The sequence below is a fragment of the Streptomyces flavofungini genome, assembly GCF_030388665.1.
Taxonomy (GTDB): Bacteria; Actinomycetota; Actinomycetes; order Streptomycetales; family Streptomycetaceae; genus Streptomyces; species Streptomyces flavofungini_A.
In genome coordinates, this window is sequence record NZ_CP128847.1 from 53749 (window position 1) to 74699 (window position 20951).

Sequence of the window (20951 nt, forward strand, 5' to 3'; positions counted from 1 at the left end):
GGCCGGCCACCGGCTGTCCTGCTGCCCCTCTCTTCCTCGCCGACCCGCCCCTCGCCTGCGCGAACAGGAGCCCTCCCCCATGTCGATGCGTCACTGGGACTGGTCGCTGCCCAGCGGCCACACCACCTTCCTCGGATACGCCACTGAGACGGCCATCACCACGGTGGCGCTCGCCCCGATCACCGGACTGCCCTGGCAGGCCGCCGCTCTCACCCTGGGCGGCGCGGCCGCGGCTGGAGCCGTCCACGACCTGCGCGCGGGCACCACCATCGGCACCATCACCACCCGGGCCGTCTCCTGGCTGACGGCGACCACCTGGGCGTCCTGGGCGCTGGCGACCGCGCCGCTGACCTCCACCGGCTGGGCGACCGGCCTGGGCCTGGCCACCGTCGGCATCGCCGCGAACGCGTCCGCGAACCGCACCGAGTCCACCCGCTCCGAACGCAAGAAACTCCTTCAGCTGCGTCGCGACTCCGTCGGCATCCTGCGCGACTGGGAAGGCCGCATGGCCCGCGTCGCCCGGATCGAGAAGTGCGTCGGCAAGGACGTACAGCACTGGCCCGGCAAGGTCGGCTACACCGTGGAGATGGACCTGCCCTCCGGCGGGACCACCGTCGAGGACCTCAACGGCTATGGCCCCAAGTTCGCCGGCGACCTGCGCCTGCCCGACGGCTGCGGCGTCGAGATCTTCCCCGGCGCCAACCGCGGCTCGATCCTGATCGAGGTCACCCTCAAAGACGTCATCACCGAGGACATCCCCTACCCCGAGGACTACTCCGAGATCACCCTCACCGAGCGGTTCCCGTTCGGCCTGTACCGCAACGGCGAGCACGCGCTCGGCGGCCTCTGCAACGACTGCGGCATCCTCGTGGGCGAGACCGACGCGGGCAAGACCAACACCCTGCGCGTAGTCACCGCCCAACTCGCCCGCATGCCCGACGCCCTGATCTGGGCCATCGACACCACCGGCGGCGGCGTCGCCCTCCCCTGGATCACCCCGTGGGCCACCGAGGGCCTCGCCTCCGCGCCGATCGTCGACTGGATCGCGCACACCGACAACGAAGCCCGCCTCATGCTCAAGATGGCCGCCGAGATCATCGCAGCCCGCAAGGCCGGCTACCAGCAGCTCATGCGCGAACAGAAGACCGACAACAAGCTCCCCATCAGCGCGGAGATCCCCGGCATCGTCATCATCTGCGACGAGACCGCCTCCCTGCCGTACGACATCAAGGAGATGATCGACAAGGTCGATCAGGAGGGCCGCGCGATGCGCGTGCGCACCCTCAAGGCAGCGCTGCGCGCCACGCAGGACGCCATCACCGCGATGATGAAACTGATGTCGAAGTGGCGCGTCGGCATGACCGTCTCCGACGCCGAAGAGCTCGCCTACCTCTTCCCCGGCTACGTCAAGATCGATCCGAAGGACGCGCCCGTCGCCGGGTCCGGGTGGAACATGCACACCCGGCTCGGGCCGAAGAAGCCCACAGCGATGAAGGTGTGGCGCCTGGTCGACGAACTGATGGACACCATCTGCGCAGCCACCGCCGCACGGCGCCCCAAGCTCGATGAGCTGTCCGCCGCCGTCGACGGCGGCGAGCACTACCCGCAGCGGTGGGCGCGCACCCTGCCCGACCTGTACAAGGGGCAGAAACTCACCGAGTCCGCGCAGCACGCCGTCGACAACGCCGGAGAGATCATCGCCGCCGCGACACTGCTCGCCTCCGACCCGGCCCCGCCTGCGGCGGCTGGCACCCCGGCGGCCCCGGCTGCGCCCGTCGGCTTCGAAGGCTTCGGCGGCGCGGCGGAGATGTTCGCCGCTGTCACCGCGAGCCTGGACCCGACCGCCAAGCAAGTAGCCTTCTCCGCCAGCCCGGCACCGGCCCCCGAGGGGCAGGCCGCCGGGCTGGCACCACTCCCCCGCCCCACCCGCCCGGTCGACCCGCGCGAGCAGGGCTGGGAACTCCTGGCCGCCGCAGGACAGACCGGGTACACGCCCAAGCTCCTGCACGAGGCGCTCAAGCAGCTCCTGGGCGAGGCCACGCCCGCCTCACGCACGGTCAGCGGCTGGCTCCAGGGGTGGGCCAAGGACGGCAAGGCCATCAAGGACGACTCCGGGCAGTACACCCGCTACATCGCCCGCGAGGCCGCCGCCGCACCGGCAAGCATCACCCCGGCCGCCCCGGCCGGAGCGAAAACCACGGTGCTGCCCGACGGCGTCGACGGGGCCCTGGTCCTCCAGGCCACCGAGCTGCTCGTCACTACCCAGTTCGGGTCGACGTCGATGCTGCAGCGCAAGCTGCGCCTCGGCTTCGCCCCCGCCGGAAACCTGATGGACTTCCTCCACCAGCTCGGCATCGTCGGCCCCGCCGACGGCTCCAAGGCACGCGAAATCCTGGTCTCGACGTCAGACCTGGACGCGACCATGATGAGGCTGGCCGACGAACTCGGCTACACCACCCGCGACTTGGGCGCGCTGGGCCTCGCGGCTGCCGCCGCTTCGCATGCCAAGGAGTGAACATGGCTGAGACCGCGGACGAGGAGATCGAGCGCCTGGAGGCCGAACGGCACTCCTACAGCGAGACCTTCAAGAACACGTCCACCACGGACACGGTCACGCGCGCGCACCTCCAGGCGGAAATGGACCGGCGCACCACCCGTATCCAGGAACTCCAGCAGCACCAGCCACTGGGCCTCCTCCCCCGCTGGGGACTGCGCACAGCCTCCCTCGCCCTGCTCTGGGGTGCCTGGGGGATCGGCCCCTGGTGGGCCAAGCTCGGCTGCGTCCTCCTCGCTGCGTTCCTCGCCCTCTACAGCCTCGGCTGACCCACCGCACCACCCCGGCCCTCTCCCGTCGCCCAGGACCCGCCCCGCCATCCGGCAGGGCGGGTCCTGCGCGTTCCCGCACAACCCCTCTCCCCCCCGTGCAAGGAGCCCCCGTGGACCCCCGCGACCTCACGATCACCGGAACCACCCAGACCCCCGGAGCAGCGCCGACCGGCATGCCGACCGTCGGCCTCCCTTACGAAGGCCTGGAGAAGATCTGGGAGTTGTTCCCCGACGCCCGCCCGGGCGCCGTACCGGCCCCGCACGGCGCAGCTGGCCTGCACACCGACGAGGAGTACATGGCTCGGGTCTACGACCTGGTCCGCAGGGAGGAAGCCCTCCGCCAGATCCAGGCCCAGTACCAGCAGGCGGCCGCGCACGTCGCCCTCGCCCCGGCCCCGGTCTACCCGCAGATCGTCGCCGCGGCCCCGGCGCCCGCGCTGCCGCCTGCCCCCGAGCCCGCGCTGCAGCGCGCGGTGCCCGCCTACGTGTGGCGGTACAGCGTGCTGTCTCTGTCGACCGGCGGCCTCATCGCGCTCACGGGAGTAGGTATCGGCGCCGCGGCCCCGACCGTTGCCCAGGTCCCCGCCATCCTCACCGCGGCCGGCCAGGTCGTCATGAGTGTGACCGGTCTGTTCGTCGCCGTCGTCCTCCTGCTCGCCCGCGGCGCCAAGGGCGCGGGCGGCGGCACCACCACGGTCAACATCCGCAAGGCGATCTTCCGGCGCAACACGTTCCGCGGCTGAGCCGGGCCGCCTGCCTCGCCCCCCCGGCTCCGCCCGGGCGCCGGGGACGGGACAGGCCGCCCGGTCCGCCGACGCCTCCCGCAGCAACGTCCGCAACACACCGAGCCGCCTGGTCCTGTACCGCCCACCAGACGGCACACCGCGCCACCGAACCCGAAGGGAAACCCATGAAGCGGGAGCAGCAGATCGAGTTCTGGGCCGGCACCTATCACGGACGCCACGACGGCGCCCAGGTCACGACCATCGCCACCGCCACCTTCGACGGCACGTCCACCGTGCCCTACTCCTGGACGTGCACCTGCGGGGCATCCAAGTGCTTCTCCGACAGGTGGGAGATGGACACCAGCGCCTGGCAGCACACGCACCCCACCGGCTGGGCCCGCCTGCGGCAGTGGGCCGCCCGGCTGCTCCAGCCCCGCAGCTGAGACCGCACGCCCTGCCGGGCCGCCCCGCATCGCCGCTCCCCCGCCACCGACCTGCTGGAGGACCGCCCGTGCTCACCCCCCGTCCGCGCCGCCGGATCGGCAGACCGCGCCCGCCGCGTCCCGGCCCGCGCTACCCGCACCGCCCCGACCGGCTGCCCGGCGCCTGGAGCAGGTGATGCCGAGCCCGAGGAAGAAGCGCCGCCGCGAGGTGACCCGGGTGCCGCGCAGTGACGCGGCGCTGCCCGAGTACGACCGCAGCACGGTGCCCAAAGGGCTCGTGACCAGGCGGCAGTTACGGAATATGGGGCTGAGCCCCGGCGCCAACGAGGGCCCGGTCGCGATCCTGCGCTGCAAGCTGTGCGCCACCCGCCCGCAGTGGTCCTGCCGTCACCCCACCCGCGGCTACCTGATCCGCGTCGACCTGGCCAAGCCCAAGAGGATTCCGACGCTCGCTCAGGAGCGGGCCCTCGACCAGGCGATGGCAGCTCGGCAGACCTGTGGCCAGTGTGCGAGGCGGTTCTACATCTGCCTCTCGAAGAAACTCGGCTGCTGCCTGGAGTGCTTCGACGGCACACCCGTCGACCCCAGCAGCCTCATGACCCTCCCGGCCCCGGCCGTTCACCGGCTGGCCGCATGAGCCAGCCCGTCCCGGCCGTCCGGATTGGGACGGGGACCGCCCCATCGGGCAGCCGCAGCACCGGCAAAGACCGGCCGCCCACTCCTTCACCCCTTCGAGCTCAGGAGAGATCCAGCATGCAGCATCGTCCCGCCGTCTTCGCCGCCCTTCTCGGACTGATCCGCGCCGGGAGCGCGATCGGAGATTTCTGGGTCCAGTCCGACTTCTGCGCCCGTGTGAAGGGCGCCTCCGACGACCACCCGGTCACCTACCAGGACCCGGTCACCGAGGAGAAGACGACCCACGGCACGGTCGACGGCCGTAGGGCGTGCCTCCAGCACTGCCTGACCTACACCGCCACGCAGGCGATCGTCGCCGGGGTCGGCGCCCGCGCGCTCGGCATCAAGGTCCACCCGGGCGCCGCCGCGGCCGCGCTCGTGATCTCCTTCGGCACCCACTACGCCGCGGACCGACGCGTCCCGGGCAAGGGCCTGCTGGAGCGGATCGCCACCAAGACCGGCAAGGGCGGCTTTTACAAGCTCGCCGACTTCGGCATGAACGGCGCCTTCCACCTCGACTCCGCCTGGCACCACGGCTGGGAAACGGTCGCGGCCGTGGTCGCCACCACCAAGGCGACCCCCCGATGACCAGCCGCACACGCCTGGACCGGGTGCGCGCCTCGCTCGGCATCGCCCAGCTCGCCCTCCAGCAGGTGCACGACGACCTGAACGCCGACGACGTCGACGCCCGCGAGCTCGCCGCGATCCTGCGCGAGCTCCAGGAGGACATCGACGTCCCCGGCGGCCTCTTCCCGATGCTCGCGCAGGTGGTCAGCACCGCAGCGCGCCGGGCGGAGCAGATCGAGCCGGACCGGGACGGCGACGCCTCCTGCCCGCTGCACGAGGCCGCCGCCCTGATCACCGACAACGCCGGGCAGCGCCTGAACTGGGCTGCCCGCTCCCTCGACCCGCAAGGACATCTCGAATGACCTCGGTGCTGTACCCGGACCTGCCCGAGAACGGGCTGATCGTGCTGATTGGAGCCTCTGGTGCGGGCAAGTCCACGTTGGCCCGCACCTGGCCGGCCTCCCAGGTCCTCTCCCTCGATGGCCTGCGGGGCACGGTCAGTGACGACCCCGGTCGGCAGGACGCCACGGCCGATGCCTCCCAGGTCCTCAAGCTGATCCTGGAGCGCCGGATGGCCCGGAAGATCAATACGGTCATTGACGCGACGAACGTCGAACAGCCCGTGCGGGTGGAGCTGGTGATGGCCGCTAAGCGGCACGGCATGCCGACCGTCGCGGTCGTCGTCGCCACGCCGCTGCCGGTCTGCCTGGAGCGGCAGGGCCCGCGGCCGGACAACCGGCGCGTGCCCGAGGACATCGTCCGCGCCCAGCACCGGGCCATGGTCCACTCGCACCAGCGGCTGACCGCCGAAGGCTTCACCACGGTCGTCTTCGCCGACGCCCTGTACCGCCTGGAGCCGTTCCTCAAGCGGCTCTCGCAGGTGAGGGAGGCCGACCTCGGGCACGACGGCAGCGACGGCCTGGGTGATCTGCTGCTGGTCCGCCGCTTCTTCGGTCCGGAGATCCTGCCGCTGTGGCGGTGGCGGCCGGGCTCGGACCTGGTGACCGGCCGGGACCGCATCGCAGAGATCCGCCTCGGGCAGCAGTACCTCACCCTGGCCTACCGCGACGACGTCGACGGCGAGGGCGACTTCGGCTTCGACGTCCTGCTGCCCTGCCCCTTCGACCCGGAGTGCACCGGGCAGGCGTGGACGCCGGTCTACTCGGTCACCGACCTGCACAAGGCGCTGACCGGCGCCATGGACAGCGACCCGGACATCGTCTGCACCGTCCACGGCGGCCCCGACGACGTCGACCAGGAGGCCGACGACCCCGAGGGCCGCGCCGACCTGGAAGCGCAGTACGCGGTCGCGTGACACGCGCAGCCGACCGCCCGCACTCGCTGATCCCCGGCCGAACTCCCGGCCGGGGATCAGCGGTGGCACGGCTGTCGGACTGCCACCAGCCGATCCAGGGCGGGGCCGTCGGCCTCGCCGCGCACCGCCGCACCGTCCACACCCCCGCCGGTTGACCCCCGGCTGCCCATCACGATTCAGCTCGACCACTGGCAAGGAGGCACCCGTGAGCACCCAGACCAGGCCCGACACCTTCGCCGCGCTCCGCGACTGCTTCCCTACCGACCTCGCCCTCGCGGTCGCCGCCGTGCTGCTCCTCCTGGTCGTGCGCCCCAACCTCGGCGGCCGCGGCCGCGTGGTCCGTGAGGGCTTCCCGTGCTGGGCCCAGCTCGACGAGGACGGCATCAGGGCCTCCATGGGCCGTGACACCCGGGCCACCCGCGTCAAGACACTGTCCACCATCGCCGTCGCCAAATACCAGCGCCTGACCCGCGCGGTCGACACCATCCTCGCCGCCCTCGCCCTGCTCCTCATCGCCGCCGTCCTCGCGGTCACCGGATGAGCAACTGCGCGTACGCGCTCGCCCTGGTCCTCACCGCCGAGGCGGCCACCTTCGCCGCCCGGCACACCCACCGCACCGACACCGACATCGACACCGACAAGGAGTAGGCCCGTGGCCCTCACCCTCTTCCTCCGCCGCCCCGCCCCCACCGAACCACCGGCCGCCGAGCCCGAGCCGCGGCCCGAGACCGGCGAGACCTGGACACCCGAGGGCGTCACCATCGCCCAGCGCTACTACAACCAGGCCTACGCGGTCGTCCTCGTCTACACCACCGACGACGGGAAGACCGGCACCTACTACGCGGTCGCCTGCCTGGGCTGCCACTTCGCCTCCGCGCAGGACGGACGGCGCACCTACAACACGCGCTACGGCCTCACGCAAGCTGCGACGGCCGCCAACGAGCACGCCACGACCTGCCGCGCGCTGCCTCGCGACATCCCCGCCCGCCCGGACGACAACACCGTGCGCGAGCGGCTGCAGACCTGGGCGAGCGGTGCCCGCCGCCGTGACGAGGACGTCCAACTGTGGCTCTCCGACCTGGCCCTGCTCCGCCTCACCCTCCAGCGCACCGACGACTGGATCACGAACGCGCTCCAGCAACTGGCCATCGACCAGCCGGAGATCCTGCGCACCGAACGCAGCCAGTACAGCGACTACGTCTCCTACTACGCACGCCGCCGCCCGCAGAACTGACCGGCGCCCTCCGTGCAGCCCCGGCCCGCCGGTCTCCCCGGCGGCCGGGGCCGCGCGGTGTCCGCCCGGTCACCCGGACCAGGCGACGGGCCCCCGGAGGTCCCCGTGCCCATGACCCGCCGCTCCCTGATGGACGCCGCCGCTGCGCGTTTCGGCTGGCGCCGCGCCTACGGCGACACCACCGAGGTCGACGCGCTGCTCACCGAGCAGTCCGAGACCGCGTACACCGCAGCCACCGAACACGCCGCGCTCGCCACCGGGAAGAACCACGACGCCCTGGCCGTGCAGCCCGGAGTCCTGGACGTCCGCGGCCGGATCCTCGACGACGCCCTCTACCTGGAGGGCGTCCTGACCGGGGCCCGCAACCGCGGCCTGCCCAGCGAGGTCATCGAGCGCCTCGAGGACGTCGTCGACCACGCCCACGAGCTGACCGTGCTGCTCGCAGACGCCGCCCGCGCCACCACCGCCTATGCGGGCAGCGGCAACTGAGACGCCCGGGACGGCCGCTGGCGTGCGGCCCGGCCGTCCCGGAGCCCCAACCCCCTCCCCCACCAGAGCGCATCCGACAGAAGAAGGAGCACCCCCCCATCATGAGCCGAGCTGTTCGCCGCACCGCCCTCGCCGTCGCCGACGCCGCGACCGAGGGCCTTGGCATGGCCACCGTTGTGATCGGCGGCGCCACCGGAGCCTGGGCGGGCTACACCCAGTCGCCCGAAAACTGGTCCCACGACTGGCGCCTCGTCTTCGCCGGTGGCGTCGCAGTCGTGGCCGCCGTCGCAGTCAACTCCCTGGCCGAGCTGTTCCTGAACCCGCTGCGCCGCCTGCTCACCACAGCCCGCCGCCCCACCCGGCCGACCACCCGCGCACCTCTCCGGCCGCTCCGGCACCTCCAGCCGCTCCGGCCACCCTGGCCGAGGGCCTGGCGCAGGTCGCCGCAGCCACCAGCAACGACGCCGCCTCCCGCGCCGCCTCGGCCGCATGGCGAATCGACCAGGGCGAAGACTTCCTGCGGGACGAGGACCGGTGGCGCGGCTATGAGAACGGCGAGGCCAGCTTCTTCCTCGCGCCCGGCGTCTGGCTCCACTACGCCAGCACCACGAGCAAGTACTCGGATGCCCAGTTCACGCTGCTGACCGGCGACAGCGACCAGCCGGTCCTCATCACCAGCATGGGGCAGATCCACCACCACCTCACCGCGCGCGCCGTCGGCCTCCCCGTCGCCGCTGACCCCGACGACCGCAACGCACCGCGCGAGCCCCTGAGCGCCTGACCAGGCACCGTGCCGTCCCGGCCCCTCCCCGGTCCGGGGCGGGGCCGTCGGCCTCGCCGCGCACCGCCGCACCGTCCACACCCCCGTCGGTTGACCCCCGGCTGCCCATCACGATTCAGCTCGACCACTGGCAAGGAGGCACCCGTGAGCACCCAGACCAGGCCCGACACCTTCGCCGCGCTCCGCGACTGCTTCGCTACCGACCTCGCCGCCCTCACCGGCGACCAGTCGCCGCGCGGCCACACCCCGAACGCCTTCATCGACCTGGTCGAAGAAGTCCGCGACCTCCTCGGAGCGTCCAGCCTCGGCAACTGGCAGGACGCCAGCGAGGACCTGCACTCCGCCGTCAGCTACCTCACCGACGCCCTGACCACCCCCGGCGGTGACCAGCCCTCGCTTCTGGCCCGGGCACGCACCCACCTGCGCGACGCCATCGCGACGGCTGGCTGAACCGCGAGTTGAGCGCACTCTGTGCCGCCCCGACCCCGCCACCGCTGGGGCCGGGGCGGCCGCAGCGGCCCCTCAACCCACGAGAAGCACGAAGGGAGATGGACGTCATGGGCCTGCCCTACTACGAGGTAGACGTCCCGATCAGCAGCACCACCCAGCCCGGCCTGACCGGTGTACACGTCTTCACCGGCCCCGCCGACAGCCGTAGTGCCGCTGTACGGATCGCGCACGAGGTCTACGACGCGGCGTGCGCCGCGCAGGAGGCCGGACTCGAGATCCCCGACAAGAGGCCGGACGGCTGGGGAGCGAGCGGCTACCGGCCCGGCTGGGAGCCCGACTGGCTCTCCGCGACGGCCGGCCGCTGGGACGACCCGTACAGCTGGCTCCGCGTCAGCGACTTCGACCTGTAGCTACGCCCCGGGACAGGCGCTCAAGGCGTCCAAACCAGTTCGCCTGTCCCGGGCCTACCCATCCCGTACGAGACGAGAGGGAGATCCTCAGTATGGACTCCGTCCTGCGCGGACAGGCCCCGAATGGGCAGCGCGCACCCCTACTGACTACCGCCGTCGCGCCGTTGACCGGCACAAGCCCGGCCGTCGGTGATCTGCCCGAAGGCGACTGGATTCGCGGCATCACGATCCGCCAGCCCTGGGCGACCTGCATCCTCGCCGGGAAGAGCCCGGAGAACAGGACCGGCAACTGGCCGTGGCGAGGCTGGGTCCTTCTGCACGCCGGGAAGAAGAAGCCGGAGCCCGCCGTGCTGCGCGAACCGCTGGTCGCCACCGCGATCCGCGGCCGCGAACTGCACCTGGGCGCGGTCATCGGCGTCGCCCGCCTCACCGACTGCCACCCGGACCAGGGGCCCAACAAGTGCACCAGCCCCTGGGCGGAGCGCGGCGCGCACCACCTGGTCTTCGCCGACGTCCACGAGCTCGCCCTGCCCGTGCCTGCCACGGACGCGCTTGCGGCCTGGAAGCCGACGCCGGACCTGCTGGCGCAGGTGTTCCAGCAACTGCCCGCCTTCCGGCCGTGAGCACCCAACGCAAAAAGGAGAAGACGCCGTTCGAGCCGGGCCTGATCCCGGCTCCCGGTGAACTTCTCGTCTGGCGCGACAACCAGCACTTCGACCGCTGGCAGGGCCTCCCCTGCACGCTGTGCGGCCAGCCCACGCCCATGCGCTCCCACTCCGGCGAGCCCGTGCACAAGGTGTGCGCTGAGGACTGGATCACCGCCAACCCCGTTGAGGCCCGCCGCGGGCGGTTCGCCTCCGACACCCAGCCGAATCCCAAGTCCAAGGGCCAAGGCGTCGACCACGCCTGACCCTCCGCCTGGAGGCTCCCATGAGCAGCACTCCACAGAACGACGTCGACCGCGCCCTCGCCTACCCCGAGCCGCCCGCCTCCCCGCTGTGGCACCGCCACGGCGCGAAGGCCCGGCCGCTCACGCTCGCCCAGCAGAAGCGCAACCGCGAGCTGCTGGACATCGCCCAGCGCAAGCTCCCCACCAGGGCCGCATAGGGGCCGGTCATGTTCACCGACATGAAAGAGGCCCTCGCAGCCGAGGGCCTCGAACTCACCCCGCTCGGCAGCGGCCAGAGCGCCGCCGCCTCACTGGTGGTCGCCTGCCACGCCCGCGACAAGGACGACCTCGCCGACCTGCTGGGCGCGCTCGGACTGCCCTGCAGCGAGGACGACCTCGTGACCCTGCTCCCCCACATCCCCACCACCGACACCCCGAAGACTGGAGCCCCGATGCCCATCAACGCTTTCACCGCCACAGCGGTCTCCATGCTGAACAACGGCGACACCGCCGAGCACGTCCGCGAGATCCTCGGCCTGTCGGAGAGCGAACTCGCCGACGCCGTGCAGAACGCCGGACGGCCCGCCCCCGACGCGGACACAAAGGACAGCGCCGGTACCCCGCAGACGCCCGCCGTAGCGCCCGGCGCCGACGGGATCGAGGCCCTGCTCGCGTGGGCGGAGAACCATGGCGCCGCCAGCATCCGCAACCGCGCTGCCCGAGTTCGCAGCGACCTCACCGAGCTGACCGCCCGCCGCGCCGCCGACGCCGCTCAGCGGGCGGCAGAGAAGCGGGTTGCCGCCGCCAAGGCCGAACTCGAGGCCGCGCAGGCACAGTTGCGCAAGGTCAAGGCCGGCGGCCGCGCCGACACCGAGGACCGGGCCTCCGCGCCCGTGGCCCCGGCCCTGGTCCCGAACGGAAGGCGCAGCAGTGAGGAACTGGCCGCGATCCGGGCATGGGCGCGCGCCAGCGGCCACCAGGTCGCCGACCGGGGCACCCTGGCCAAGAAGGTCCTGGACGCCTACGACGCCGCCCACCGCACCAGCCTGGCGGAGGCGAGCTGATGGACACCAAGCCCCTCACCGTGGACGGCTTCCTCGATGCCGTCCCCACCCGCGGCGACGCGCCGCACACCGCCCGCTTCCAGCTGGTCGTCTCCCCCACCGACGACAGCGCGGACGACGTGATCTGGTCCTGCACCACCAGCACACCCGGGATCACGCACGCGCTGCTCACCGAGATCCAGCCCGGCGACCTGCTGCACGTCTCCGGCGTTCTCACCCAGCCCGACAGCGTGGCGGATACGGCCCGGCTCACCGTCGATTCCCTGGAGGTTCTGGCCACCGCACCGGCGCGGGCCCTGAAGGAGATGGTCCTCGACAGGTACGGCGACTACGTCGTGGTGTTCGACGCCGACACCGACGCCGTGCCGGTCTTCACGGCCCTCGGGCAGTGGGTCGGCGTGGCGGAGAATCCCGACGCCATCGGCACGCTGATCGAGATCCACGAGCGCGTGAATGGCGGCGATGCGTGATGGCCACGACCACCGCGCCCTCCCGCACGGTCCTGGAGCGGTTCCCAGCCGGAGCTCCCCGAGGCTCATGGCCGGCGGAAGAGTACGCGGCCGCCCAACGCGCGCAGGGCACGGACGCCCAGGTCGTGATGGACCTGAACGCCGACCAGTTCCTCGTGGTCACCGACACCACCCCCCAGTAGCACTGCCTCGAGTGCCGCGCCCCGACCGGAAGGCCGGGGCGCGGCCTCCCCATTTTTCGAGCAGGAGACCACCCGATGATCCGTCGCTTCCGTCGCTGCGGCCCCGCCCTCGGCGCCATCTCCCCCGAGGACCAGGCCGTCGTCGATCAGTTCCGCACGATGCTTTCCACTCTGCGCCACCCGAAGCCCTGGACACCCGGCAGTGCCCAGGACATCGCTGTGCGGGTCGGCCCGTTCATTGAGCGGGCCCACACCCGACCCGGCGACGACCACGGCCCTGACAAGATCGCCGTCGCCCTGGTCCACCCCGACACACCGCACGCCGCGGCCTACCTCCACGGCCACCAGCTCGGCTACACCAACCGCGGCTGGCTGCGCTGCGAAACCACCGCGATCCTCGGCCTCTGGCAACCCGGCTACGCCATGCTCACCCACGCCGCCGCGAACCTGCCCCTCCCCGACGACGTCGGCATGGACCCCGCCCACTACGGCGTCCACGTCGAAGCCCGCCGTGCCGACGGCACCGGCTACACGCTGCTGCGCCTCGGGCCCTACCCCCAGACCTGGCTGGCCTCCCGCGACGCCGACCTCCTCAACACCGAGCTGGAAGGCCGCGCCGCCCTCGTCATCCCCGGGTTCACCGTCACCGCGAAGGACGCCGTGTTCCACGTCAGCGACCACGACAGCTACACCGACCCGCACGGCGCCGACGTCACCGCGCTCCTGGCCGACACCATCGCGGGGGTGAGCGCGTGACCTCGGCTCTGTACGAGATCGAGACCAGCGAGGGCGACGACGGCACCATGCACCCCGTCGAACAGCTCTGGACGCCTGGTGGCGAGGATGCGGTGGCGAACGGGTTCCTCGCCCACGCCGGCCTTCACGTCACCGGTCTCAATGGCCCCACCGACGATCCCCTCTACCCGGTCGCGTTCCTCGTGCTCGGGCACCAGAAGTGGACCGACACCATCGAGGCCGCCGCCACTTACATGGCCCGGGTCTGCACCTGGCGGAACCTGCACCTCTACCCCGGCGACGACCCGGCGGTCCTCATCCCCCGCATCCCGCGCGCCATCCTGACATGGGGCGTGTTCCTGAAGCATCCACACCCAGACCACCCCTGCGGATGCGAGTGGGACGGCACCTGGCGCATGGTCTGGGCGCCCGCCACCGAGCCCGGTGCCGTCCCGGTCACCGCCATGCGACACCCGGCAGCCCGGGCGACTGACGCTGGAATCCCCAGCCCTGACGAAGGTGCGCCCGCGACCTGGGCGGCGTGACTCCCGAAGGCCCGGCCTTCACACGCAGCTCCAGGCCCTCCCGAGCACACCGCCTGCCCCACCGCACCCGCTCCCCCCCCAGCCGAACCGGGGGGCGCTGCGCGGTCGGTGAGGACGCATCCAAGAAGGCCTGGCCCACCGCGAGCACCGTGCGGAGGCCAGGCCTTTTTGCGTTTCCGACGCTCTCGGGGTGCTCACTGCACGCGGACGCCGTTGATAGCGCTGGGCTGTGCGCTCAACTCTCCAGTTGGGGAGTCCGCCGGGCAGCCGTGGTGACAACGTCCGGGACCTGGGCGGAACGGGCGTCCTCGGGCCACAAGCAGCGCGTGACCGCGTCCACTGCGGAGATCATTTGATTGTGGGTGGGGAAGTCGGCCTCCGGATCGAGGACCGTGGCCGGGGAACTGTGTCCAAGCCCTCGGGTGGTCCCTCGGTTTGAGGGGAAGCGCCCGACCACAGGCATTCCGTAGCGCGCGAGCTGTTCCTCGACACTCAGGTCAAATGCGTCCAAGGCTTCGCCCTCCGGGGCGTACGTGAGGAGGAGCAGACCCGACAGAGGGTGCCGCGGAGCCCATCCACCGAGCTCCTGCTGACGCCACTGCACGGCCGACTCAGCCGCCGTCAGCTCAACGGTCCTGGGCGCGCCCGAAGCCTGGGCGGGCAGAGGCAGATGTCGGCTGTAGGGCGAGGCCTGGTGCACGAGCAGGCGAGCATCGGGCTGGACGAAGTCGGAGTCCTCGACGGGGAAGTCGGTATTGCGGCCGGTCAGGATGATGCGGTCGAATGCGCGCCGGGCATGAGCCAGCGCGGCCGTGACCGCCTGCTCTGTGTGGGAGACCTTCAGCTGCCACAGTCGCCCGGGCGCTGGGGTGAGGCGCAGCCGCCGCCATCCCGGAGTTGTGTCGGGCATCTTGGATGTTGCCCAGACAGGGCGGGTGGGGTCCCCCCAGGTGATCTGGTCCCTGTCTTGGAGCTGGATCACTGCCGCGGCCAGTCCCTGCGTGGCCCAGACGGCCGCGATCTGCTCGGCAACCCACGGCAGCTCGTCACCGCGGACACCGCATGGGCCCGGGTAGCCGAGAAGCCGGACCACCGCACCCTCCCGGCCAGAGACATCGCCCTGCGGATCACCGGAGGTGCAGCGCGGCCGGCTGACGTTGAGGCGCTCGCCGATCGCGGTCAGCGGCCGCGGCCCGGGCACCACCCCGTGAGCAGCGGGTGCCTCCCGGATACTGCGGACGGTCAGTACGCCGCGCCACCCCCACATGCCGGGCCGCGGCGCCAGCCGCACGGTGCACTCCTCCGCGCCGCACGCATGATCCAGCAGGCGCAGCCCACAGCCCACGACATGGTCGGTGAAGACCTCGATCAGCCGTGCCTCGTCGAACTGCGGCCCAGCCACCCGGCGTTCCACGATCCAGTCGAGCCCGTAGTCGGTCATGCGGGTCTCCACCCGCACCCCCGCATAGCCGGCCAGGCTGTCCCACAGCCGCGGACGGCGCAGCAGATCACTACCGATGCCGTACGACGCGTCGAGTCGGCGCACGAGACTGCGCGCGACCGGCTCCGCACGCTTAGGGCCCGGCTCCGGAAGCTGCGGATCCCACTGCGGGCTGTCCCCCGCCGCCACCACATGCTGCTCATGAGCGGCCAACAGCTCCGCCAAGTCCTCGCCGCGGGGCCCGGACATCCACACGCCCGGCGCGACTGTCCGCCACGTCTTCTCGTACAGCCAGGGACGGAACCCGAACCGCAGCCGCGCACCGTCGAGTTCTACGGTCAGCCCGCGCACCCCACGCCAAGGCCCCTTCCTCGTACGGCGCGGCAGCATATCGAGCACCGCCTGCACGTCCTCCGCGCGCGCCACGCGCAGCACCAGGCCCTCGCTGACAGGCTTAGCGTCGCGCACGCCGAAGGGCCGGTCCTGGCCCTCGACCGCGCCGAGGGCGCAGACGAGCACGGCCTCCAGCCGCCCCTGCTCCGGTGAAGCACCGGGAATCAAGTAGTCGAAGCGCTCCTTGGCGCTCAGGCGCCGCCGCGCCACTTCCAAGGGCTCGCCGGTGAGCTGCCCTGCTGCGTTGCTGAGCTGATCGATGTCGTACACGACGTGTCCTCCCGAGCCCCCCGACCTGGGCAGCGAAAGCGCATGTCATGAACAACAGCACGCGAGAAGCGGATGAGGGCCAAGCGCGACGTCGGTTCTCTGCAGACGCCCAGAGGTCGGGTCGGGCATCCAGAGCTGGCCGCGTCCGAGGCCAGGCGAGAAGAACCTAGATCTTGAGCCCGTTGTCCGCCAAGGGATTTCGGCCTCGATTCACCTGAATGCCGGGCAATCTATAGCGAGGAGTGTGCAAGTGCATGAAATCCGTTACGCCCTCCAGGTCGCGTCGAGCCCGTCCTGGAGGGCGCTCGCGGCTCGAGTTCCTCGTTGGCGGAGCATGCAGGGAGGCCCGGGTGGCCGCGAACGTTCGCGGCCACCCGGGCCTCCCTGCATGCTCCGCCAACGAGGAACGGCTGTGTATGTCCGCCTCGCGCTCTGGCTCGGCTACGCGCTGTCCTCATCCGAGGCCTGGAGCAGCCAGACCAAACGATCACGGTTCTCTCGGGACATGTACTTGCGAAGCTGCTGGTCGAACCAGAGGGGGTCGCCCCACGGCAGTGCCGGAGCTGCCTGCGTCACGGGCTCGGCCGGGTTCGTGGAAGCCGCCGAGCTGACTTCCGCAGAAGCCGGCTGGGCGGCCTGTGCGGGAACGACGACGTCGGAGGCCACGTCGCTTCCGGCTTCTGCCCCACTGCTGGCCTTTACCGCGGTAAAGGCGGGGCCCGTAGCCTTCTCGTCACTGACCCGCGGCTGCGCCTTTACCGCGGTAAAGGCCTCCTGCGGCTCCCCTGCCGCTGACGGGGCTGCGCCCTTGTCCCGGGGCCTCTTACCACGCGGACGCGGCTGGGCCTTCTCCTCTCGGCGTTCGGTGTGCCGCTGCTCCCAGGCAGCGAGCTGCCCGTCTGCAGGCAGTTTCACCAGCGACCGCGTCTCGCGCACCGGCAGCTCGCCGGAGCTCACCAGCGCCTGGAGTTCGGGCACGAGGTTGAGCAGGTACATCTGCTGGGTGACCCAGCCCGCCGACTTGCCGTAGTACTCGGCGACCTTCGCGTTTCCGCCCAGCTCCTCAGCCATGGTCTGTATGCCCAGGGCTCGCTCGATCGGGTCGAGGTTCTCCCGGTCGTCGTTCTCGGAGAAGACCGCGTCCAGGAAGTCGGCCCGTGACTTGGCCACGTCGTCGTCGACAACGACGTCGAGGGTCGGCAGGCCCGCGGCCCTGGACCCGCGGTAGCGGCGCTCCCCGTTGGCGAGAACGTACTGGGCGGCGCCGACGTTGTCCGCTTCAGTCGGCCACAGCTCGAGGTATGCCTCCCGTGTAACGGCCACGGCGGGCTGCAACTGCTTCTTGCCCAGACGCAACCCGAACTCTCTCAAGTCCTGCTCAGTGCCGAAGTTGCGGCGCGGGTTGAAGCGGGTGGGCACCAGCTGATCGAGCGGAAGCGTGCGCAGACGGCTGTCCGGGGCACCGGTCGTCGGGGCACCCGTCGTGGCGGCGACAGCCTGACGGCGCGCGCTGACACCACCCCGTGTCCTGCTGAAGGACGCTCCGGTCCCCAACTGGTCGGCTACACGGCTGCTCATGAAATCTCCCTAGCCAGTGCCCGCATGGTCGCCGCCTGCTCGCCGCGCGGAGCGAACGTCAGGAGCGGTTGCTTGACCCGGACGGCCTTGCGCTGGTCCGTCAGGTCACCGATGACGGCGATCACCTTCGGGTCCTTTATGTCGATCCACGCCTCGAGGGACGATGTGGCGATGAAGCCGCGGCGCGGGTCGTAGAGGTTGACGACGATGCCGAGGTAGTCGACCTCCACGCCCATGTCGTTGCGGAGATCCTCGATCTGCGTGATGAGGAGGTCGTAGGCGTCGGCGCTGCTGTCCTCGGCCTGGACCACGATGAGCGGACCGGATTGGCCCGCAGCCTCCTCCTCACGACGGCGCCCGTAGTAGATCGCGGCGTCCATGCTGAGCCCGAGGCTCGGCGGGCAGTCGACGATGATCTCGTCGTAGAAGGGCTCGATGGAGGCCAGCGCCCGCTCGAGCGCGGCCTCGCGGAACCGGACCTTGGACAGCGCCACGTCGAGCAGGAACCCGTCCTGGCAGCCGGGCAACAGGTCCAGGCGGCCGCCGTAGCGGTCGTCGGTGATGGGGACGATGAGGTCCCGGATATCTCCCTTGGCCTCGCCGGACATGTGCTTGCTCAGGCTGTCGACGTCGGAGTCCATCGGGATCTCCTCTTGCCCCAGCTGCTTGGTGAGGTGGCGCTGAGGGTCGTAGTCGACCAGCAGCGTCCGCCGTCCCAGACCGGGCAGGTCCTCGACGGCCAGCGGGTCGTCCTGCTCGCTCTCGGACAGCTGCGCGGCGAAGTGCCGGGAGATCCGCACAGGGCTGAGCGCCTCGGGGTCCTCAGCGAAGGCCTCGCCGAGGCCGGCTGTGACCGCGGTCTTGCCCACGCCGCCCTTCTGGTTGCACACCACCCGGCGGCGGGGGTGTTTCGCCCGCTGCACAGACGGGGCTGGGTTCTTCTCCAGCCACAGTTGCACCGACTGAGCGAGTCCTTGGGTCAGCGACAGACGGCGGTCGGAGGCAACCTGGCGGAACCCACCCCATTGGCCGTGGGGGAGGAAGGTAGAGAAGGAGTCGGCGCCCGTGGTGTCGACGGTTCCCGGGGCGGAGGCGAGGGACATCCACGCTTCGATGCCCTGCTCTACCGCAGCCTGGATCTCGACTCCGTGTTGGGCTGCTCTGACCTTGAGGTTCTGCCGGAGCCATCCCGGCAGTTTGGAGACGACCTTTTCGCGGTCGTTCGAGGAGGCTGGAGAACTCATGCGGGCTACCTTACTAACGTTCAACATCAACATCACTAACGACACGTTAGGAAGATTCTCGCAGGCTGGAGTTCGGGGGCCTTTACCGCGGTAAAGCCACCACGAGCTGCGCCGTGCTTCCCACCTGCCTGAGCATGCGTCCTGTCTCAACGAACTGAGCCGGCGGCGGTTCGTCTCAACGAAGTTGGTCCGCCGAGGTCAGCCGCCTGCCGTCGACTGGGTTCGTAGAGACAGAAGCATGGCAGCCCGCTCTGTCCAGGTGAGGCCGCAGGCCGTCCCGTGTGGTGCCTCACCGACTTACCACGGGGGATTGATGCACCTCTGTGACCATGGTGGGCGAAGTGTGGTGATCTTCGTGGTGAGCTCAGCCGGTCATCATCCGCACGTGGGCGCCGATGTGCCGTGCGGAGAGGCTGTCGCGTGCTCCGTCAACGGGCAGAGCCCGGGGGAGCCGCAGTGAACTCCCCACGGCTTAGCCGCACATGAAATTGTGAACGCTGCTCATCAATGATGGGGGAGGAGCGGCAGTGACCGCAGAGAAGGCGACGGGCCCGATGGTGCTCACCCGGGCGCATCGGATTCTGATCGGGGTCGTCGTCTTCGGTGCGGTGGTCATCGCCGGGATCGGTTTCGCGGGGTCGTACGCGGCCGTGCGGGAGCTGGCCGAGAAGAAGGGCTTCGGCACCTTCTCGATGGTCTTCCCCATCGGCATCGACGCGGGCATCTGCGTCCTGCTGGCGCTCGACCTCCTGCTGACCTGGATCAGGATTCCCTTCCCGCTCCTTCGCCAGACGGCGTGGCTGCTCACGGCGGCCACCATCGCCTTCAACGGCGCGGCGGCCTGGCCCGACCCGCTGGGCGTCGGCATGCACGCCGTCATCCCGGTGCTCTTCGTGGTCGCGGTCGAGGCGGCCCGGCACGCGATCGGGCGGATCGCCGACATCACGGCCGACAAGCACATGGAGGGCGTGCGCATGACGCGCTGGCTGCTCTCCCCCGTGCCGACGTTCCTGCTGTGGCGCCGCATGAAGCTGTGGGAGCTGCGCTCCTACGACCAGGTCATCAAGCTGGAGCAGGAGCGCCTGGTCTACCAGGCCCGCCTGCGCTCCCGCTTCGGCCGCGGCTGGCGCCGCAAGGCCCCGGTGGAGTCCCTGATGCCGCTGCGCCTGGCCCGCTACGGCGTCCCCCTCGCGGAGACGGCCCCCGCGGGCCTCGCGGCGGCCGGCATCGAACCGCCCGTCCTTCCGCCCGTCCAGGCCACGGCCCAGCAGCCGGAGCTGACGAAGGCCGAGCCGGTCGCGGCCGGGCTGCCTCAGCCGGAGTCCGCGCAGCGGGAGTTGCCCCAGGCGCAGCCCGCCGCCTCGGCCGCCCCCGTCGCCCTCGTCAAGGACCCGGCGTCCGGGCCCGCCCCGGAAGCCGTCCCGGACGTCACCCCCGAGCCCGCCCCGCAGCCCCCGGTCAACCACGCCAGCCCTTGGTTCGCCGCCCAGCACCCGCCGCAGTCCCCCAACGGTGAGGGCCCGGTGTCGTACGACCCGGAGGCCCCGTACGACGAACGGCACGAGGCCTACGAGGGACAGACCGAGCAGCAGAGTGCCGATGAACAGTTGGCCTATGACCCGCGGCACGCGCAGGGCCAGCGTCACGCCCCGAACCATGAGGAGTCGGCCGCTGCTGGTGGGGGAGTGCCGCAGCCGGCCGGGCATCGTTCCACCTCGCACGGGAATTGGAACGATGCCCGGGGCGCTGCATCGCCGCCCTTGGAAACGGCCAGTCACCCCTCGTTCCAACCGCGCGACACTGAACCTGCCGGAACACCCGCCGACCGTACCGGTGGCAGCGGCCGCACCGTCGTGCAGATGAGGATCCCCTCCGGCTCCGAGGCCGACACGCCCCACACGGAACCGTCCGACGAACCGCAAGCCCGTGGTGACGGGCCGCGTGACGGTGAGACGGCCGAGGCCGACCCGACGGCGCCGCCGAGCACCCTCAAGGGGGTGGAACTGGTGGCGCACCACTACCGCCTGATGCCGCCGGAGGTCGTGCAGATGTCAGCGAACGAACTGGCTCCTCAGCTTGCCGAGCAGACCGGATACGCGGTGGGCACAGTCCGCAAGTACATCGGACAGATCCGCGCGCAGGCGGCCGCCATCCAGGCATGAGCCCTGCAGCGCCCGTTCCAACACCACCTGACAAGGGATTCGCCCCACCGAGTTTCCGCAGCG

At 71.1% G+C, this 20951-nt stretch carries 25 protein-coding genes; 22 read left to right on the forward strand and 3 right to left on the reverse strand.

Annotation, left to right across the window (positions count from 1 at the left end; all coding sequences use genetic code 11):
• Positions 1-79 precede the first annotated feature (79 nt).
• The 21 genes from QUY26_RS39845 to QUY26_RS39945 all read left to right on the forward strand — a co-directional run bounded on the left by QUY26_RS39845 (position 80) and on the right by QUY26_RS39945 (position 13800).
• Entirely contained in the window at positions 80-2515 is a 2436-nt protein-coding gene (locus QUY26_RS39845; RefSeq protein WP_436840560.1) for a DNA translocase FtsK, read from the forward strand.
• A 2-nt stretch (positions 2516-2517) separates the two neighbouring features.
• Positions 2518-2823: a hypothetical protein gene (locus tag QUY26_RS39850; RefSeq protein WP_289956793.1), complete on the forward strand. Its 306-nt coding sequence runs from the start codon at positions 2518-2520 to the stop codon at positions 2821-2823.
• A 113-nt stretch (positions 2824-2936) separates the two neighbouring features.
• A complete protein-coding gene (locus tag QUY26_RS39855) occupies positions 2937-3569 on the forward strand; it encodes a hypothetical protein (protein ID WP_289956795.1) in 633 nt (210 codons plus the stop codon).
• 167 nt (positions 3570-3736) lie between these two features.
• A complete protein-coding gene (locus QUY26_RS39860; protein ID WP_289956798.1) occupies positions 3737-3994 on the forward strand; it encodes a hypothetical protein in 258 nt (85 codons plus the stop codon).
• A 175-nt stretch (positions 3995-4169) separates the two neighbouring features.
• Positions 4170-4631, forward strand: a complete 462-nt coding sequence (locus QUY26_RS39865) for an RRQRL motif-containing zinc-binding protein (RefSeq protein ID WP_289956800.1) — start codon at positions 4170-4172, stop codon at positions 4629-4631.
• 116 nt (positions 4632-4747) lie between these two features.
• A complete protein-coding gene (locus tag QUY26_RS39870; RefSeq protein ID WP_289956802.1) occupies positions 4748-5257 on the forward strand; it encodes a hypothetical protein in 510 nt (169 codons plus the stop codon).
• Entirely contained in the window at positions 5254-5598 is a 345-nt protein-coding gene (locus QUY26_RS39875; protein ID WP_289956804.1) for a hypothetical protein, read from the forward strand. Before QUY26_RS39870 ends, QUY26_RS39875 begins: the two co-directional genes overlap by 4 nt.
• The gene (locus tag QUY26_RS39880) at positions 5595-6551 is read left to right on the forward strand and encodes an ATP-binding protein (protein WP_289956806.1); all 957 of its coding nucleotides are present in this window, start codon (positions 5595-5597) and stop codon (positions 6549-6551) included. Before QUY26_RS39875 ends, QUY26_RS39880 begins: the two co-directional genes overlap by 4 nt.
• 205 nt (positions 6552-6756) lie before the next feature.
• On the forward strand, positions 6757-7092 hold the full coding sequence (locus tag QUY26_RS39885; protein WP_289956808.1) for a Pycsar system effector family protein: 336 nt from the start codon (positions 6757-6759) through the stop codon (positions 7090-7092).
• 111 nt (positions 7093-7203) lie between these two features.
• On the forward strand, positions 7204-7785 hold the full coding sequence (locus tag QUY26_RS39890) for a hypothetical protein (RefSeq protein ID WP_289956810.1): 582 nt from the start codon (positions 7204-7206) through the stop codon (positions 7783-7785).
• 111 nt (positions 7786-7896) lie between these two features.
• Positions 7897-8274, forward strand: a complete 378-nt coding sequence (locus tag QUY26_RS39895; protein ID WP_289956813.1) for a hypothetical protein — start codon at positions 7897-7899, stop codon at positions 8272-8274.
• A gap of 925 nt (positions 8275-9199) precedes the next feature.
• Positions 9200-9505 carry a hypothetical protein gene (locus tag QUY26_RS39900; protein WP_289956814.1) on the forward strand — a complete coding sequence of 102 codons (306 nt, stop codon included), beginning with the start codon at positions 9200-9202 and terminating at the stop codon, positions 9503-9505.
• Between the two features lie 98 nt (positions 9506-9603).
• Positions 9604-9915, forward strand: coding sequence for a hypothetical protein (locus QUY26_RS39905; protein ID WP_436840561.1), 312 nt, complete (start codon positions 9604-9606; stop codon positions 9913-9915).
• A 164-nt stretch (positions 9916-10079) separates the two neighbouring features.
• Positions 10080-10538 carry a hypothetical protein gene (locus QUY26_RS39910; RefSeq protein ID WP_289956815.1) on the forward strand — a complete coding sequence of 153 codons (459 nt, stop codon included), beginning with the start codon at positions 10080-10082 and terminating at the stop codon, positions 10536-10538.
• A complete protein-coding gene (locus tag QUY26_RS39915; RefSeq protein ID WP_289956817.1) occupies positions 10535-10825 on the forward strand; it encodes a hypothetical protein in 291 nt (96 codons plus the stop codon). The genes QUY26_RS39910 and QUY26_RS39915 overlap by 4 nt, the downstream gene beginning before the upstream one ends.
• A 20-nt stretch (positions 10826-10845) precedes the next feature.
• Positions 10846-11022: a hypothetical protein gene (locus tag QUY26_RS39920; RefSeq protein WP_289956820.1), complete on the forward strand. Its 177-nt coding sequence runs from the start codon at positions 10846-10848 to the stop codon at positions 11020-11022.
• A 9-nt stretch (positions 11023-11031) separates the two neighbouring features.
• Entirely contained in the window at positions 11032-11868 is an 837-nt protein-coding gene (locus QUY26_RS39925) for an Lsr2 family DNA-binding protein (RefSeq protein WP_289956821.1), read from the forward strand.
• A complete protein-coding gene (locus QUY26_RS39930; protein WP_289956823.1) occupies positions 11868-12338 on the forward strand; it encodes a hypothetical protein in 471 nt (156 codons plus the stop codon). Before QUY26_RS39925 ends, QUY26_RS39930 begins: the two co-directional genes overlap by 1 nt.
• Entirely contained in the window at positions 12338-12520 is a 183-nt protein-coding gene (locus QUY26_RS39935) for a hypothetical protein (RefSeq protein ID WP_289956825.1), read from the forward strand. Before QUY26_RS39930 ends, QUY26_RS39935 begins: the two co-directional genes overlap by 1 nt.
• Before the next feature lie 75 nt (positions 12521-12595).
• Complete coding sequence (locus QUY26_RS39940) at positions 12596-13276, forward strand: hypothetical protein (RefSeq protein ID WP_289956829.1); 681 nt, start codon at positions 12596-12598, stop codon at positions 13274-13276.
• Positions 13273-13800: a hypothetical protein gene (locus QUY26_RS39945; protein ID WP_289956831.1), complete on the forward strand. Its 528-nt coding sequence runs from the start codon at positions 13273-13275 to the stop codon at positions 13798-13800. The genes QUY26_RS39940 and QUY26_RS39945 overlap by 4 nt, the downstream gene beginning before the upstream one ends.
• A gap of 235 nt (positions 13801-14035) precedes the next feature.
• On the opposite strand, the gene QUY26_RS39950 is transcribed toward QUY26_RS39945, so the two are convergent.
• The 3 genes from QUY26_RS39950 to QUY26_RS39960 all read right to left on the reverse strand — a co-directional run bounded on the left by QUY26_RS39950 (position 14036) and on the right by QUY26_RS39960 (position 18726).
• The gene (locus tag QUY26_RS39950; RefSeq protein WP_289956833.1) at positions 14036-15904 is read right to left on the reverse strand and encodes a hypothetical protein; all 1869 of its coding nucleotides are present in this window, start codon (positions 15902-15904) and stop codon (positions 14036-14038) included.
• Positions 15905-16345: 441 nt separating this feature from the next.
• Positions 16346-17482, reverse strand: coding sequence for a ParB/RepB/Spo0J family partition protein (locus QUY26_RS39955; protein ID WP_289956834.1), 1137 nt, complete (start codon positions 17480-17482; stop codon positions 16346-16348).
• Positions 17479-18726, reverse strand: a complete 1248-nt coding sequence (locus QUY26_RS39960; protein WP_289956836.1) for a ParA family protein — start codon at positions 18724-18726, stop codon at positions 17479-17481. Before QUY26_RS39960 ends, QUY26_RS39955 begins: the two co-directional genes overlap by 4 nt.
• Before the next feature lie 554 nt (positions 18727-19280).
• Between QUY26_RS39960 and QUY26_RS39965 the strand changes: the two genes are divergently transcribed.
• Entirely contained in the window at positions 19281-20888 is a 1608-nt protein-coding gene (locus QUY26_RS39965; protein WP_289956851.1) for a DUF2637 domain-containing protein, read from the forward strand.
• Positions 20889-20951 lie beyond the last annotated feature (63 nt).